Origin of the sequence: Streptomyces sp. RK9, assembly GCF_045070545.1 — a bacterium.
In the GTDB taxonomy this organism is placed as follows: domain Bacteria; phylum Actinomycetota; class Actinomycetes; order Streptomycetales; family Streptomycetaceae; genus Streptomyces; species Streptomyces alboflavus.
On record NZ_CP173703.1, the window covers coordinates 1,027,583 to 1,042,045 of the forward strand.

At 72.7% G+C, this 14,463-nt stretch carries 12 protein-coding genes; 6 read left to right on the plus strand and 6 right to left on the minus strand.

The annotated features are described in order from the left end of the window. Positions 1–3: 3 nt before the first annotated feature. On the minus strand, positions 4–711 hold the full coding sequence (locus AB6L24_RS04460; RefSeq protein ID WP_405652320.1) for a succinate dehydrogenase: 708 nt from the start codon (positions 709–711) through the stop codon (positions 4–6). A 95-nt stretch (positions 712–806) separates the two neighbouring features. Between AB6L24_RS04460 and AB6L24_RS04465 the strand changes: the two genes are divergently transcribed. Both AB6L24_RS04465 and AB6L24_RS04470 read left to right on the plus strand, forming a co-directional pair. Then, the gene (locus AB6L24_RS04465) at positions 807–1,682 is read left to right on the plus strand and encodes a LysR family transcriptional regulator (RefSeq protein ID WP_030362550.1); all 876 of its coding nucleotides are present in this window, start codon (positions 807–809) and stop codon (positions 1,680–1,682) included. Positions 1,683–1,846: 164 nt separating this feature from the next. Then, positions 1,847–4,681 carry a hypothetical protein gene (locus tag AB6L24_RS04470; protein WP_405652322.1) on the plus strand — a complete coding sequence of 945 codons (2,835 nt, stop codon included), beginning with the start codon at positions 1,847–1,849 and terminating at the stop codon, positions 4,679–4,681. Between the two features lie 183 nt (positions 4,682–4,864). Here the strand turns inward: AB6L24_RS04470 and AB6L24_RS04475 are convergent, their stop codons facing one another. The 3 genes from AB6L24_RS04475 to AB6L24_RS04485 all read right to left on the minus strand — a co-directional run bounded on the left by AB6L24_RS04475 (position 4,865) and on the right by AB6L24_RS04485 (position 9,073). Then, a complete protein-coding gene (locus tag AB6L24_RS04475) occupies positions 4,865–7,033 on the minus strand; it encodes a putative bifunctional diguanylate cyclase/phosphodiesterase (protein ID WP_405652324.1) in 2,169 nt (722 codons plus the stop codon). Next, complete coding sequence (locus tag AB6L24_RS04480; RefSeq protein ID WP_405652326.1) at positions 7,030–7,842, minus strand: SAM-dependent methyltransferase; 813 nt, start codon at positions 7,840–7,842, stop codon at positions 7,030–7,032. Before AB6L24_RS04480 ends, AB6L24_RS04475 begins: the two co-directional genes overlap by 4 nt. Before the next feature lie 223 nt (positions 7,843–8,065). After that, positions 8,066–9,073: an SCO0930 family lipoprotein gene (locus tag AB6L24_RS04485; protein ID WP_405652328.1), complete on the minus strand. Its 1,008-nt coding sequence runs from the start codon at positions 9,071–9,073 to the stop codon at positions 8,066–8,068. A gap of 265 nt (positions 9,074–9,338) precedes the next feature. On the opposite strand from AB6L24_RS04485, the gene AB6L24_RS04490 reads away from it, so the two are divergent. From AB6L24_RS04490 to AB6L24_RS04500, 3 genes are all read left to right on the plus strand, one after another. Then, entirely contained in the window at positions 9,339–9,977 is a 639-nt protein-coding gene (locus tag AB6L24_RS04490) for a hypothetical protein (protein WP_405652330.1), read from the plus strand. A gap of 15 nt (positions 9,978–9,992) precedes the next feature. Beyond that, on the plus strand, positions 9,993–10,757 hold the full coding sequence (locus AB6L24_RS04495; protein ID WP_405652332.1) for a DUF4239 domain-containing protein: 765 nt from the start codon (positions 9,993–9,995) through the stop codon (positions 10,755–10,757). Between the two features lie 548 nt (positions 10,758–11,305). Then, on the plus strand, positions 11,306–11,830 hold the full coding sequence (locus tag AB6L24_RS04500) for a hypothetical protein (protein ID WP_405652334.1): 525 nt from the start codon (positions 11,306–11,308) through the stop codon (positions 11,828–11,830). A 107-nt stretch (positions 11,831–11,937) separates the two neighbouring features. On the opposite strand, the gene AB6L24_RS04505 is transcribed toward AB6L24_RS04500, so the two are convergent. Next, positions 11,938–12,432, minus strand: a complete 495-nt coding sequence (locus AB6L24_RS04505) for a hypothetical protein (protein WP_030360803.1) — start codon at positions 12,430–12,432, stop codon at positions 11,938–11,940. Between the two features lie 340 nt (positions 12,433–12,772). Between AB6L24_RS04505 and AB6L24_RS04510 the strand changes: the two genes are divergently transcribed. Continuing rightward, positions 12,773–13,435, plus strand: coding sequence for a class F sortase (locus AB6L24_RS04510; RefSeq protein ID WP_405652336.1), 663 nt, complete (start codon positions 12,773–12,775; stop codon positions 13,433–13,435). A gap of 36 nt (positions 13,436–13,471) precedes the next feature. On the opposite strand, the gene AB6L24_RS04515 is transcribed toward AB6L24_RS04510, so the two are convergent. Then, complete coding sequence (locus AB6L24_RS04515; RefSeq protein WP_405652338.1) at positions 13,472–14,317, minus strand: polysaccharide deacetylase family protein; 846 nt, start codon at positions 14,315–14,317, stop codon at positions 13,472–13,474. Between the last annotated feature and the right edge of the window lie 146 nt (positions 14,318–14,463).

The window sequence follows — 14,463 nt, forward strand, 5'->3', positions numbered from 1 at the left end:
CGGTCAGCTCACCACTCCGGTCATGACGCCGACGGGTACGGAGACGAAGCCCACGGTCAGCAGCAGCGCGAGGCCGTTGGCGCAGGTCTTCAGGAAGCGGTCGCGGGCCGCGTTGCCCACGCCGAGGGTCTGGGCGGCGCTCCAGAACCCGTGCCGGACGTGGAAGCCGAGGGCGACCACGGCCGTGATGTAGATGACGTTGCCGTACCAGGTGGAGAAGGTGTCGATGACGTTCTGGTACGGGTGCAGGTGCTCGTACTCACCCGGGTGCACGGTGCCCGTCGTCAGGTCGAGGATGTGCCAGACGATGAACAGGCCGAGGATGATCCCGCCCCAGCGCATGGTGCGGGTGGCGTAGCTGGAGCGCGGCTTCTTGTGCACGTACTTGCTCGGGCGTGCCTTGATGTCGCGGCGGCTGAGCTGGTACGCGGACACGGCGTGCGCGACGACGGCGGCGACGAGTCCGAAGCGGACGACCCACAGGGTCCACTCCCAGCGCATCACGGGCGCGCCGAGGGTGCGCAGCCAGTGCGCGTAGTGGTTGAAGTCACCGGGACCGAAGAAGATCTTCAGGTTCCCGACCATGTGGGCGACCAGGTAGAGCAGCATGATCAGGCCGCTCACCGCCATCACGGTCTTCTTGCCGACGGTGGAGTCCCACACCGTGCGCGGGAGGGACGGCCGTCGGTCCGTCCGCGTTGCCAGAGCCATGTCAGAGACGCTACGGCCGAAGGTCCTGATCAGTCCAAGAGATGGTTTCGCTCATCTCCATAGGCACTCCCTATGCATGGCCTATCGTGGGGCGTATGCAGTTCCAGCAGCTCCTCTACTTCGTCGCGGTCGCCGAGACCCGCCACTTCACACGGGCCGCCGAGCAGGTGCACGTCTCCCAGCCGTCGCTGTCCCAGCAGGTGCGGGCCCTGGAGAAGGAGCTGGGCGCCGAGCTGTTCAGCAGGGCGCGCGGGAACATCGCGCTCACCGACGCGGGCGAGGCCCTGCTCCCGCTGGCCCGCCGGATCCTCGCGGACGCCGACACCGCCCGCATCGAGGTGCAGGAGCTGGCGCAGCTGCGCCGGGGCCGGGTGCGACTGGGGGCGACCCCGAGTGTCTGCACGGGGCTGCTCCCGCAGGTCCTGCGCGACTTCCACGACCGGCACCCCGGCATCCAGCTCCTGATCGAGGAGGGCGGCAGCCACGACCTCGTGCGCCACCTCGCGCGCGGAGCCCTCGACCTGGCCCTGGTGGTCCTTCCGCTGCCGACGCCGTCGCCCGCCCTGACGACGGTGGAGCTGCTGCGCGAGGACCTGGTGGTGGTGTCCTCGCCGGACGCGCCCGGCCTCGGCGCGTCCGCGCGCGTCGCCGACCTCCAGGGCGAGCGCCTCGTGATGTTCCGGCACGGCTACGACCTGCGGGAGCTGACGGTCGCCGCGTGCCGCGCGGAGGGCTTCGAGCCCGAATTCGCCGTCGAGGGCGGCGAGATGGACGCCGTGCTCGGCTTCGTGCGCGCGGGGCTCGGCGTCGCCGTCGTGCCCCGCATGGTCGCGGAGCGCGCGGGCAGCGGTCTGCGCATGACCCCGCTGTCCCGGCCCCGCCTCCGCCGCACCATCGCGCTGGCCCACCGCAGCGATGTCGCGCCGCCCCGGGCGGCACGAGAACTGCAACGGATGTTGCTGGCGAGGTAGCCGTGACGTGCCCCCCCCCCGACGAGGGTCGCCCGCAGGGGCGCGCGCTCCCCTGCACTCCCCTCAACGTGCCCTGTGCGCTGGGTATTTCACGCCATCCGACGGGTCCCCCCAGGTGTACGCCCGGCTCTAACCTGGCCGTCCGTGAGCGGGAGGGGGCGCCCATGGCAACAGCTGCAGGCGGGGGCATTGCGACGGGACACGGCAAGGCGGTCACCGCGGGCCGGACGGCGGTGGTGGTGCTGCTGTGCGCGGTGGTCGTGGCGTGTGCGGTGTGGGCGTCGGACGAGTGGGGGGACACGACGCGGCGGCAGGTGGTCGCGCAGTCGCACGAACGCGTGCAGTCGGGCCTGGGGATGATCGTGCCCCCGGGCAATGCGCGCCTGCCCGTGGCGGATCCGAAAATCCTGCCCGGCAAGGGCAGCAGCGGCGAGATCTCCGTGCGCTTCAGCCGGGCCAAGGGCAACGACTGGCGGGTCACCGCGCGCTACCGGCTCCGGCTGCGCGAGTCGGACCCGCTCGCCGGACGGCTCCGGTCCGCGCCGACCTCCTTCCACCAGGTGTCCACCGTCATCCCGGGTGGATACGGCACCCTCGTCGCGATGCAGCCCGCCGTCAAGGAGACGGAAACCGCCTACCCCATTCGCTGCACGGTCAGCCAGGCGTCCGCGCGCGGCACGGTGACGGTCACGGCCGAGCACAGCGTCACGTTCGCCGATCTCACGCCCGGCCGTGTGGTCTCCTTCTCTCTCAACTCGCTGTCCCCCGACATCAAGGGGCGTCCTGCGCCCATCCCACCGGGCCGCTGGCGGTGGAGCCTGGACGTCCCGCACGGCTGGGGATTCAGTGTGTACGGCCAGCCCTCCCAGCAGACGGCCCGCACCGTCCAGTACACGCTGCCCGCGCGCAAGTCGACGCTAGTCGCCGCCGAGTTCGTGCGCGCTCCGACACCCAAGAAGGACACGGACCCCCCGGTCTGGCAGGTCCGCCCCGGCAGCAGCCCCGAGGCCCTGCTGTCCCTGCTCGCCCTGCTCGCCGTCGCCGGCGGGGCGCTCACGGCCTTCCTCACCGCGCCGGGCGGCTCAGCGGCGAGCCCCCGGCGGACCCGCGCCGCCATCGCGGTCACCGTCACCGCGCTCCTGCTCGCCGTCGGGGCGCTGCTCATCCACTCGTACTCCACCAAGTGGCGTGTCCTGTTCTGGCTGTGGGGCTCCGTGAGCTACCCGCACAACGCGCTGATCCCCAAGACCCTGCCCCTGGAGTCCCGCACCCAGGGCACGCTCCTCGGCACCGTCCTGTTCGTGCTCCCCGTGCTCGCGGTCACCGTCACCCTGCATCTGCGCGGCGGACGCTTCCCACGCCGGGGGGAGCTGTGCCTGCTCGCCGCTCCCGCCGTGGCGCTCGTCCTGATGGCCTGGCTGATGGGCGCCGGGGGCTGGACCCGGGCGGCGGTGACCTGTCTGGTCACCGCGTCCCTCGCGGCGGGCGCCGTGTACGGGGGGCTGCGGCTCGGTCTGTGCGGGAGCGGCGCGCGTCCCTGGGCGGCACCGCTCGCCGTGGCGGCCTGGACGGCCGTGGCCACCTCCGTCGTCCTGCAGGTCCTGCCCTGGGACTTCCAGTGGTCGCCCGCCGCCAACGCCTGGACGACCGACGACCGCACCGCCGGTGTCTCCTGGCCGCTGGCCTTCCTGCTGCCCGTGCCCTGGGTGACCGCCCTGCTCCTGCTGACCTGCCCGCTGCTTCCGCCGCTGATCCGGCCCGGCTGGAAGGGCCGCCTCGCCCTGGGCGCGGTGTTCGTCACCGCCCTGCTCCCGTGGTGGACGACCCTGCGCAAGCCGCAGCGCCCGCCCACCAGCGACCTCTTCGCCCAACTCGCGGGCCAGTGGCCCGGCGACGACTTCATCTACGGCGTGCGCACCGTCGCGTCCGGCGCCCAGATCATGTGGTGCGTGGCCGTCGTCGTGCTGGTCGCGCACCTCTACGCCACCGGCATCGAACCGCGCCGCCTCGGCCCCGGCGCCCGACGCGACTGCGTCACCCTGCTCCTGTTCGCCGCGGCCGCGACCGTGATCGGCGCCCCGGACACCTGGCTGCCGTACTGGACCACCGCCGCCGCGCTGTTCATGGCCTGGGCGGGCGCCCATCTGCTGCTGCCGCCCTCCCGTGCGGAGCACGCGAAGCGGCTGCACCGCCTGACCGGCGCCGCGCACGCCCGGGTCCTCAACTCCCTTGCCCGCGCCCTGCTGTTCGCGGAGGGCAGGCACCGCTTCCTGACGTCGTCCCGCGGCACCCTCGCCGACACGTCCCTGCCCGCCGGCGACTGGGAGGACAAGTGGCAGAGCCTGCGCCGACCCACCGCGGCGGACGCGGCGGACGAGACGGCGCGGCTCAAGGGCGTGGCGCTCGGCGGCTCCGGGGGCCGTACGGCCTGGCACAACGGCCGCACCGCGGTGGCCGCGACCGCGCTGCTCACGCTGCCGTGGACGGTGTGGACGGCATGGCAGGCCCAGGGCTACAGCGGGGTACCGGAGGCGGTGACCGTCGCGGGCGCGCCGACCTGCGTGTGGCTCGCGCACGGCTTCGTGTACGGCTATCTGTATCCGTGGCTGCGGGGCAACACGCCCGTGGCCAAGGCGGGTTGGCTGTGGACGGTGATGTCGGCGGTGCAGGTGCTGCTGCTCGTGCCGAGGCTGCGGGTGCCGCAGGGGCCGGTGGCGCTTTCGGTGTTCCTGCTCCTCGCCCAGAGCACCGTCCTGGCCCTCGGGCTCGCCCTGTTCTGGGAGATACGCCTGGTGCGCCGAGCGGACCTGCTGTGGGGCCACATCCGCAACTTCCGCCGCCTGTCGTCACTGGCCACACCACTGAGCGCCGTCCTGGTGGCCACGATGGCGGCGGTGGCCACGGTCCTCGCAACCACCTGGGCGAACAACGTCACGTCCCCCGTGGAGAACCCCAGCCCATCACCATCGGCGACACCATCGACACCGGAACGCCCATGAGGGGGCACGGCGAACCGGGCCGAGGACCCGGGCCCCGAAGGGGCGCGGGGAACTGCGCGCTCAACCACACAGCACCCGCAGCCGCGCCCAAAGCGCCAAGAGGCACCCCGCAGCGCCACAACCACGCCCCCGGCCGGCTCCGGGCCAACAGAAACCCACCCCCGGCCAGGGCGACCCCGCCAGCTACGTCGCGTCGGCCAGCGCCAGCTCATGCAGCCGGTCCGGCGGCCCGGGCCGCGCGTAATACCAGCCCTGAGCCGTATCGCAGCCCAGCTCACGCAGCTGATCGGCCTGCGCACCGGTCTCCACGCCCTCGACGGTGACGGCCAGGTCAAGGCTGTGCGCGAGGGACACGATCCCCTCGATGATCTTCAGGTCGACGGGGTCGGCGGGAAAGTGCTGCATGCCCTGCGTGAAGGCGCGGTCGAGCTTGAGGATGCTCACCGGCAGGCGCCGCAGGTTCGCGAGGTTGGAGTACCCCGTGCCGAAGTCGTCGAGCGCGATGTCCACGCCCATCTCGGCGAGCCTGCGCAGCGGCTTGAGCAGGTCGTCGTCGGCGCCGATCAGCGCGGACTCGGTGACCTCCAGGCACAGGGAGCCGGGCGCGAGGCCCGCGCGCTCCAGGATCTCGACGGTGTCGGAGACCAGGCCGGGGTGGGTGAGCTGGCAGGGCGACAGGTTCACGTTGACGCGCAGCGGGCCCGGGGCCTGGTCCGCCCCGGTGGCCGCCTCCCAGGCGCGCGCCTGCCGTACCGACTGCTCGAGGACCCAGCGTCCGAGCGGCACGATGAGGCCGGTGTGCTCGGCGAGCGGAATGAAGCGGTCCGGGCTGATGACGCCGTGCTGCGGGTGCAGCCACCGCACCAGGGCCTCCGCCCCGCGCACGCTGCCGTCGCCGAGGTGCACGAGCGGCTGGTACTCGATGAAGAACTCGCCGCGCTCCAGGGCCACCGGCAGGGCCGTGGTCAGACCGTGCCGGGTGATGGCGCGGGCGTCGGCCTCCGGGTCGGCCAGCTCGTAGCGGTTGCCGCCCGCGTGCTTGGCGCGGTACATCGTGATGTCGGCGCTGCGCAGGACCTCGGCGGCGCCGCGCTCGGCCGCGGGCCCCTCGACGATGCCGATGGAGCCACGGACCGTCAGCTCGCGTCCGTCGACGCGGATCGGGGTGGCGAGGGCGTTCATGATGCGCCCGGCCAGCTCGTCGACCTCGTGCTCGGTGTCGGGGCCCGTGGTGAGCGCCACGAACTCGTCGCCGCCGAGGCGCGCGACCATCTCGCCGGGGGCGGTGGCGCAGGCCTGGAGGCGGTCGGCGACCTCGACGAGGAGGCGGTCGCCCGCCGCGTGCCCGAGGCTGTCGTTGACGGTCTTGAAGCCGTCGAGGTCCAGGTAGCACAGGCCGAAGCGGGCGCCCTCGCCCGCCGAGAGCGCCTTCTCCAGGCGCTCGAAGAACAGCGTCCGGTTGGGCAGGCCGGTGAGCGCGTCGTGGGTGGCCTCGTAGCGCAGGCGCAGGTTGAGCAGGCGGCGCTCGGTGGTGTCCTCCATGAGCGCGAGCTGGTACTGCGGCACGCCGTCGGCGTCGCGCAGCAGGGACACCGTCAGATTGGTCCACAGGACGGTGCCGTCGGGGCGGTAGAAGGCCTTCTCGACGCGGTAGTGCTCGCGGTCGCCGCGCACCAGCTCCTCGTACAGGCGCCAGATGTGCGGGGAGTCGTCGGGGTGGGTCCACTCGGCCACGTTGCGGCCGCGCAGCTGGTGCTCGAGGCCGCCGAACATGCGGATCAGGGCGTCGTTGACCTCCAGGACCGTGCCCCTGAGGTCGGCGATGCCGATGCCGATGGCGGCGCCGTGGAAGACCGCGCGGAACCGCGCCTCGCTGGCGTGCAGGGCCTCGGCGACGGTGCCGCGCGCGTCGAGGGCCGCCCGGGATATGGCTTCCTGCTCGGTGCGGGTGCGCTCGCGCAGCGCCCGGGCGAACCCGGCGGCGACGGCGTGCTGGATCCGGGAGCAGCGGGCCCGCAGCTCCTCGCGGTCACCGGTCTCGGCCACCGCGCCCTCGTCGGCGGCAGCCCCGCAGTACAGGACCAGATAGGCGTCGACGACGTCGAGCGTGCGGCTGAGGGCCTCCGGCTCGGTGCAGTGCGCCTCGACCAGCGCCGCGCCCACGTGCTCGCTCGCGGCGGCGCGGAAGACCCGCTCCTCCAGGGCGGCCCGCAACTGCCGGGCGAGCGGCAGCAATCGGCTCTCGAACTCGGGGCGGGTGAGCGAGGTGGCGGTCACCGGGAACAGCGCGCGGCTCCAGATCGTGGCGAACCTGCGCAGTCTGTCCTCCGGCCCGTCCTGGTCCGCGCTCAACGCTTGCGCCCCACGCCGGCGAACCCGGAGAAGGACCAGGGGTCCTCCTCCGCGAGCTCCGTGTCGGCCCGCCAGTGCGGCATCGGCACGAGGCCGGGTTCCACCATGTCGTATCCCTCGAAGAACCGCGCGATCTCGGCACGCGATCGCATGATCAATGGATTGCGGATGTCCTTGTACACGCCGACGGTCCCGTCGGCCTGTTCCTGCGGGACCGGTATCCCTTCGTACGAGGCGTGCGTCACGGCGATCAGGCTGCCCTGCGGCAGCGCGTCCCGCAGTTCGGCGACCGCCGCGTAGGGATCGTACGCGTCCTCGACGAAGTGGAGTATGGCCACCAGTAAAAGCGCCACTGGCCGATCGAGGTCCAGGAGGCCTCCGACCTCGGAACTGCCCAGGATGTCGCGGGGTTTGCGCAGATCCGCGTAGGCCGCCGCGGCCTGGTCATTGCCTTCGAGAACCGCACGGCTGTGCGCCACGGCGACCGGATCGTGGTCGACGTAGACGACGCGCGCGGCGCTGTCGGCCCGCTGCGCGACCTCGTGGACATTGCCGAACGTGGGAATCCCCGAACCGATGTCGAGGAACTGCGTGACGCCCTCGTCGACACAGAAACGCACTGCTCGGCGCATGAAGGCACGATTCGCCTGCATGATCTTGGGGAGCCCCGGCATGAACTCCATCGCCTTGCGCGCGGCCTCCCGGTCCGCCTCGAAGTTGTGCGAGCCGCCCAGATAGTGGTCGTACATCCGGGCCACGCTCGGCATCGTGATGTCGATGCCCGGCGGGGCCCAGTCGGGACGCTCCATCAACACTCCAAGGCTTAGGCGTAGTCAAGGCGAGCCGGTGTTCGAAGGTGAGGCTACTGATCGTCAGCCAACGGAGCGAGTCAAAACGGAAATTGGCCGTCCGTTCTCGGTCACTGCCTTTGGCAAGTGCCGTACACAGCCCAAAGAACCGGTCCATTCCTTCCCTATGGTGCGGAAGGAACGGACCGGTCGGCGTGGGGGGGAGGCCGCCGTGGCCGGTGGGTTACTTGGTGGCGCCCACCGCCTTGCCGGTGGGGGCGGCGGCGAACCAGGTGCCGCCCACGCCCTGCCCGTTGGTGTCGCCGGGCTTCTTGTCGCCGGCGAAGGTGTAGAGCGGCCAGCAGTCGATCGTCTGCTGCTTGAGGCCGTCCGGGCGGCTGAAGGTGACGAAGCCCTTCTTCAGGATGCCCTTGGTGTCGTTCTTGGCCACCGGCTTGACCACGGGCCACTTCTCCAGGCAGGGGCCGGTGCACGCGGACTTCATGGGCCAGGCGGAGTCCTTGGTGAAGCGGTAGACGGTCATGCCGTTCTTGTCGACGACGATCTCGCCGAGCTTCGGGTCGTTGCGGGTGGAGAGTCCGGCCAGGTCGGCGGGCCGGGCGGCGTCGCCGCCGGAGTCCGCGCCCGAGTCGGCGGCGGGCGCGGCCTTCTTCCCGTCGGGCGCGGCGGCGTACCAGGTGCCGCCCACCCCCTGGCCCTTGGCGTCGCCGGGCTTGGTGTCCTTGGCGAAGCGGTACATCGGCCAGCCGTCGATGGTCAGCTGCTTGCTGCCGTCGGACCGGGTGACCTCGCCGAGCAGCGACTTGTCGACGCCGGGGGCGGCCTTGGCACCCTTGGCTGCCACCACGGGCCAGGCGGTCTCGCAGGCGCCGTCGCAGGTGGACTTGGGGGGCTCGGCGGTGTCCTTGTCGAACCGGTAGAGCGTGAAGCCCGCGCTGTCGGTGACGACCTTGCCGAGCTTCTTGCTGTCCCACACGGCCAGCTGTCCGGCGGCCTTCGCCTTGCTCGCGCCGCTCCCGGAGTCCGCGCCGTAGCCACCGTCCGAGCCATAGCCGTCGCCCGCGCCCGCCCCGTCCTTGACCGGGGCCTCGTTGCCCACGTTCTGGCCCTTGGGGGTCTGCTCCCCTTTCTCCTGACCGCATGCCGTCGTCAGCGCCAGCATGGCCGCAGCTGCCGCTACGAGCGAGGCGCTCCGCCAGGCCCTGGGGGAACCCCCTGATACATGCTGCATGTTCAACTCCCGCTGTGTGCTTGGCTGTTGTGACGCCAGTAGCGTCCCGGCGACGCCTGCTGCGTCACGCATGGCCCTAGGTACGGGCGGGAGTGGGCGCAGCGTTCAACGCGCTCTCAAAAAAAATTCCGGCACCCCCGGAACGGTTGCGACGGCGCCCGCCCGCCACAGGGGCGCGCGAACCCGCGTACGGCCGCTCCCACGTTCGGACGATTGGTCGCCCGCTCACGCCCGCGCGAAGGGCGCGCGGTCCATGATCTCGGTCGTGCCCGGATCCTCCAGGGGCCGCACGGCCCCCGTCACGCGCGCCCTCGCGCTGCTCACCCTGGCCTGGCTCCTCGGCGCACCGGCAGGCGCCGCGGCGGCGCCCGCCGACGCCTGCGCGCACGCGTCGACCGGTCAGGGCGGGGTCGTCCACGCGGGCAGCGGCCCGGGGTGCACCCCGCCGCCCACACCCCCGCCGAAGCCGAAGCCCACACCCCCGAAACCCACCCCGAAGCCCCCCAAGCCGACACATCCCCCGAAACCCACGCCCACCCCCAAGCCGACACCCCCGAAGCCGACCCCCGCACCCACCCCCACCCCGACCCCCGACCCGACGCCACCGCCGAAGCCGCCACCACCCCCGGCACCCGCTCCGCCACCACCCCGCGCGGCCCCGGCGCCTCCCGCGCCCCGACCGTCCCCCACACCCCCACGGGCGGTCGCGCCCCAGGTCACACCCCCGCCCCCGACCCCACCCAAGACCCGCCGCCCCGCCCCGTCGCCCCCGCCCGTCGCCTACCCCGTGTACCACGCGCCGCCGCGCAAGCAGCCGCCCCGCGACGGGCCGTCCCTGGTCTCGCTCACCCTGCTCGTCACCGCGCCCGCGGTGTTCGCCGTCGCCGCGCTGCGACCGCGCTGACCGCCGGAGGAACCCTTGTCGGAATGGCTTGTTCTCACCCTCGCGATGGCCGCCGCGTGCGCCGTCGTCCTCGTCATCGTGGTGCTCCGGCACCGACGAACCTCCACGGACTACGACACTTCGGAAACGCCGGACGTCATGGAGTACATGACGATGATGATCGGCGTGGTGTACGCCATCGTCCTCGGCCTCGCCATCGCCGGGGTGTGGGAGGCCCGCAGCGCCGCCCAGGATCATGTGCGTGCCGAGGCCCAGGCCCTGCACGAGGTCCACGAGCGGGTCCGGGTGTACCCGCAGGAGGCCCGGGAACGGATCCGTGACGATGTACGGGCGTATGTCGGCCATGTCGTGAACACGGAGTGGGACGCCATGACCAAGCGTGGCGAGATGACCGAGCGCGGGGACGAACTCCTCACCCGGCTGCGCGACGACGTCACCGACTACGAACCGAAGTCCGACTTCCAGGCCCAGGCCTACCAGCCCCTGATCGACCAGGTCGCGCTCGCCGACGACGCCCGCGGCGCCCGTGCCGACAGCGCGGGGGCCACCATGCCGGGCGTCGTCTGGTTCGGCCTCATCACCGGCGGCCTCGTCACGGTGGGCCTCATCTTCGCCCTCCAGATCCGCCGCACCGCCCGCGAACTCATCCTCGCCGGACTCTTCTCCGCCCTGATCGCCTTCCTGCTCTTCCTCATCTGGGACTTCGACGCCCCCTACAGCCGCGGCATCGCGGCGACGGCGGAGCCGTTCGAGTCGCTGTTCCCGGACATGCGCGACTAGGCCCTGTCAGGAGGGGCGACGGCGCGGGGCAGGCCTGAGCCGGGCGGGGATCAACCCTTCGGGAGGCACGGATCCGATCCCGCCCGGCGACCGCGGGGGCCACCGGCCCTGGGGAAGTACCGGTGGCCCAGCCGCCGGACGCCCCCGTGTTCCCCCGTGGCGTTCCATCCGTGCGGCATATGCGTCATCAAACCCCCCACCCCCGCCCCGCGGGGAGTGTGTGCGCCGGGCCAATGTGTGCGCGGCGAGCACACGGCGTGTGACCCGCACGGACCCGCGAGCACCGGACGTACACCTTCCGCCCGCGCCTTGCCCGGCCCGGCCCCGACCGCCCCTCACCCCCGCCTGACGCCGTGCCACATCCCCGCACCCGCACCGCCGCGCCACGCCGCCGCGTTCCCCTGTCCGGCCCACAGGAATGCCCCGTTCGCACGACACCGATCGCGGGCGCCGCTGGCCCTGCCTAGCGTTCGGGACATCGAGGTGCATATCAGGCGTAAGCGGAAGAAGGTCCGCGGCTGCTCCTCGGGGACCCGGAGGAATTGCTCATGCGCGCGATACGCGTCGCTTCGGCCGCTCTGCTCACCGCCACCGCCCTCGCCCTCACCGCGCCCCCGGCGTCCGCGGCCGTCGCGGGCGAGGAGAACATCACGTCGTTCGGCTTCCGGGTCACGCCGTCGACGATCGCCGCGGGCGGCCAGGTCACGCTCAGCGTCGACGGCTGCGAGCACAACACCAAGGTGACGTCGGGCGTCTTCGACGACGTCACCATCCCCAAGGGCCAGTCGTCGGCCACCGCGATGGTCTTCTGGGACGCCAAGCCCGGCGCCATGTACGAGGTGACGTTCACCTGCGGCCAGGAGTCGGGCACCACCGACCTCACCATCGTCGGCGGCGGCAACCCCAGCCACCACCCCACCCCGCACCACACCCGGGGCGTCAAGGCGGGCGTCGGCGGCAGCTCGGGCGGCTTCGACGGCCAGCAGCTCGCCCTCGGCGGCGCCCTCATCGCGGGTGTCCTCGGCACGGCGTACTACTGGACCCGGCGGCGCACCGGCCAGGACGAGTCCTGACCCACCCCGGCACAGGCGGCCGGCCCGGCGCGGAAGGGGACGCACCGGGCCGGTCGGCCGTGTGGGTGCCGGACGGGCCGTCACGTCCCGTCCGGCCGCGGGAGCCGTCAGGCCTTGCTCTCGGAACGGCGGCGCATCCAGAACACCCCGCCGCCGACGGCCGCGGCCGCCACCAGGGCCCCGCCGATCGCCATGTCGGTCCGCGTCGCCCCGGACGTGGTGCTGCCGCCGATGCCGCCGCGGACACCGCCGTGGATGACCGTGAAGGCGGCGGGCCGGGTGAGGGGCTTGCCGCCGCAGTTCGCCGTGATGTCGTACGCCCCGGGGTGGGCGTTGTGGTTGACCTTGACGGTCGCGCTCGCGGTGGTGCCGCCCTGGATGTGGTGCAGGTTGGTCCGCGGGAACGCCGGTGACTCGACGTAGCTGCCGGGCGAGCTGCAGGAGCTGCCGTCGACGGTGACGGTCAGCTGGCCGCCCCTGGCGATGACGCTGGGCATGGCGACGATGTTGCTCGGTTCCGCCCAGGCCGCGGCGGACGGCGCCGCGAACCCGACCAGGGCGCCTGCGGCGACCACGGCCGCCAGAGCACGAGAATTGCGCATGGGTATCTTCCTCCGCGGCAGGCGCCCCGGGGACACCATTTCCCCGGTCGATCGGCGAGAGCGCCTCCCAGATAGACCCTCAGACGGCCTGCGTGGAGCCGCATTTCGGGAATCGGCCGTCCTGGTGAGGTGACACGCCGGAGCGCGTCCGCGCGAGCGGATATTGCCGCAGGTCACGGACCGTCAGAAATTTCCTGCGGGCGACGACTCGGATGGCGCAGGCCCCCGGTCGTCGCCACCCGTTCGCTCCCGCCCTTTCGCACGCCGCGCGCGCTGCGCATAGCGTTTTTCCCACGCGCAATGGACGCGGCCGAAATGCCGCGTTGAGAGGGGATAGAGAATGCCTTCGTCCCAGCCTTCGGAAGAATTCGACGAGGAGGAAAGGCAGCGGAAACGCGCGCCGTGGGGCGTCATGGCGCTGGTCCTGCTGACCGGTCTTGCGCTCATCCGCAACGGATCCGGCGAGTTCGACGTCGGCCCGCCGCAGCCCGCGTCGGCCGCGGCGGCGGACCGCGCGCCCGCCAGGTCGAACGCCCCCGCGCCGCTGACGTTCTCCCCCGCCGACCGCGTCCGCATCAAGGCGATCCGGGTCGACGCGCCCGTGATGGCGGTCGGCCTGGACGCGGAGGGCTGGGTGGACGCGCCGCCGCCCGACGACCCCAATCTGGCGGGGTGGTTCACCGGCGCGGTGTCGCCGGGCGAGAAGGGCACGGCGGTGGTCGTCGGGCACGTCGACAACCAGCGGGGGCCCGCCGTCTTCTACGGCCTCGGCTCGCTCAAGAAGGGCAACCGCGTCGAGGTCCTGCGCAAGGACCGGCGCACGGCCGTCTTCGAGATCTACGGCATCGAGGTCTTCGAGAAGAACAACTTCCCCGGCGGCCGCGTGTACGCGAGCGGCGCCACGCCCGAGCTGCGGGTCATCACCTGCGGCGGCGGCTTCTCCAAACGAGACGGCTACGACGGGAACGTCGTGGTGTTCGCCCGCCTCGTCGAGGTGCGCTGACGCGCGGGGCACCTGGGCGCGGCACCGGCCCGGCGCCTAGACCCGGTACCGGCTCGGCACGGTGAGCCGGTACCCGGCGTCCAGCAGCTCCGGCAGATAGGCCCGCAGCGCCTGCACGCTCTGCGAGCGGTCGCCGCCCGCGTCGTGCGAGAGCACCACGACGCCGGGGCCCGCGCCGCCGAGGACGCGGCGCACGATGGTGCCGGTGCCGGGGGTGCGCCAGTCGAGGGTGTCCACGGTCCAGGCGAGGGGCTCCATGCCGAGTTCCGCGCCGAGTTCGAAGGCCGCCCGGTTCCAGGCGCCGTACGGGGCGCGGAACCACTCCGGCGGCCGTCCCACGGTGGCGTCCACGATGTCGCAGGTGCGCTCCATCTGCCGGCGGATCGACGCGCGCGAGAGGCGGGGAAGCAGCGGGTGGCTCCAGGTGTGGTTGCCGATCACGTGCCCGTCGTCGACCATCGCGCGCAGCAGGTCCGGATGGGCCGCCGCCATCTCGCCGCACACGAAGAACATGGCGCGGGCGTCGTGCCGCCGCAGGGTGCGCAGGATGTCCGTGGTGTAGCGCGGGTCGGGCCCGTCGTCGAAGCTCAGGACCATGGAGCGGACGCGTCCCGGCAGCCGCAGGATCGGCGCGCGGCGCACCGGCGGACGCGCGGGGGCGCCGCGCGGGGGCCCGTACCCGGTCATGGGGCGCAGCCGGTACGCGGAGGGCTTGCGGGGGCGGAGGGCCTGCGGGCCCGCGGCGGGGGTGCCGGAGGCGGCCGCCCGCCCCGGGGCGCTCGCGTGCTCGGTCCCGGCGCAGCCGGTGGCCGCGGCGAGGCCGACGACGACGGCACCGCGAAACAGCGCGCGACGCCCCGGAGGCAGCTGATCGTCTTTCATGACTAATGCCTCGCATGGCCGAAGGCCCGGCGGTCTCAGCAACACTGCGTGGACGCGCGAATGCACCCGATGGGACCAGCGCGTACGCGCGAGGCGGGGCGGTTCCGGCAGCGCCCCGAAGGGGCGCGGGCTCTGTCGATCTGCGG

What these genes read in the sequence shown, in the direction of transcription:
- AB6L24_RS04460 (WP_405652320.1), bottom strand. Translation starts at nt 711, where the DNA reads ATGGCTCTGGCAACGCGGACGGACCGACGGCCGTCCCTCCCGCGCACG.
- AB6L24_RS04465 (WP_030362550.1), top strand. Translation starts at nt 807, where the DNA reads ATGCAGTTCCAGCAGCTCCTCTACTTCGTCGCGGTCGCCGAGACCCGC.
- AB6L24_RS04470 (WP_405652322.1), top strand. Translation starts at nt 1,847, where the DNA reads ATGGCAACAGCTGCAGGCGGGGGCATTGCGACGGGACACGGCAAGGCG.
- AB6L24_RS04480 (WP_405652326.1), bottom strand. Translation starts at nt 7,842, where the DNA reads ATGGAGCGTCCCGACTGGGCCCCGCCGGGCATCGACATCACGATGCCG.
- AB6L24_RS04485 (WP_405652328.1), bottom strand. Translation starts at nt 9,073, where the DNA reads ATGCAGCATGTATCAGGGGGTTCCCCCAGGGCCTGGCGGAGCGCCTCG.
- AB6L24_RS04500 (WP_405652334.1), top strand. Translation starts at nt 11,306, where the DNA reads ATGCGCGCGATACGCGTCGCTTCGGCCGCTCTGCTCACCGCCACCGCC.
- AB6L24_RS04505 (WP_030360803.1), bottom strand. Translation starts at nt 12,432, where the DNA reads ATGCGCAATTCTCGTGCTCTGGCGGCCGTGGTCGCCGCAGGCGCCCTG.
- AB6L24_RS04510 (WP_405652336.1), top strand. Translation starts at nt 12,773, where the DNA reads ATGCCTTCGTCCCAGCCTTCGGAAGAATTCGACGAGGAGGAAAGGCAG.
- AB6L24_RS04515 (WP_405652338.1), bottom strand. Translation starts at nt 14,317, where the DNA reads ATGAAAGACGATCAGCTGCCTCCGGGGCGTCGCGCGCTGTTTCGCGGT.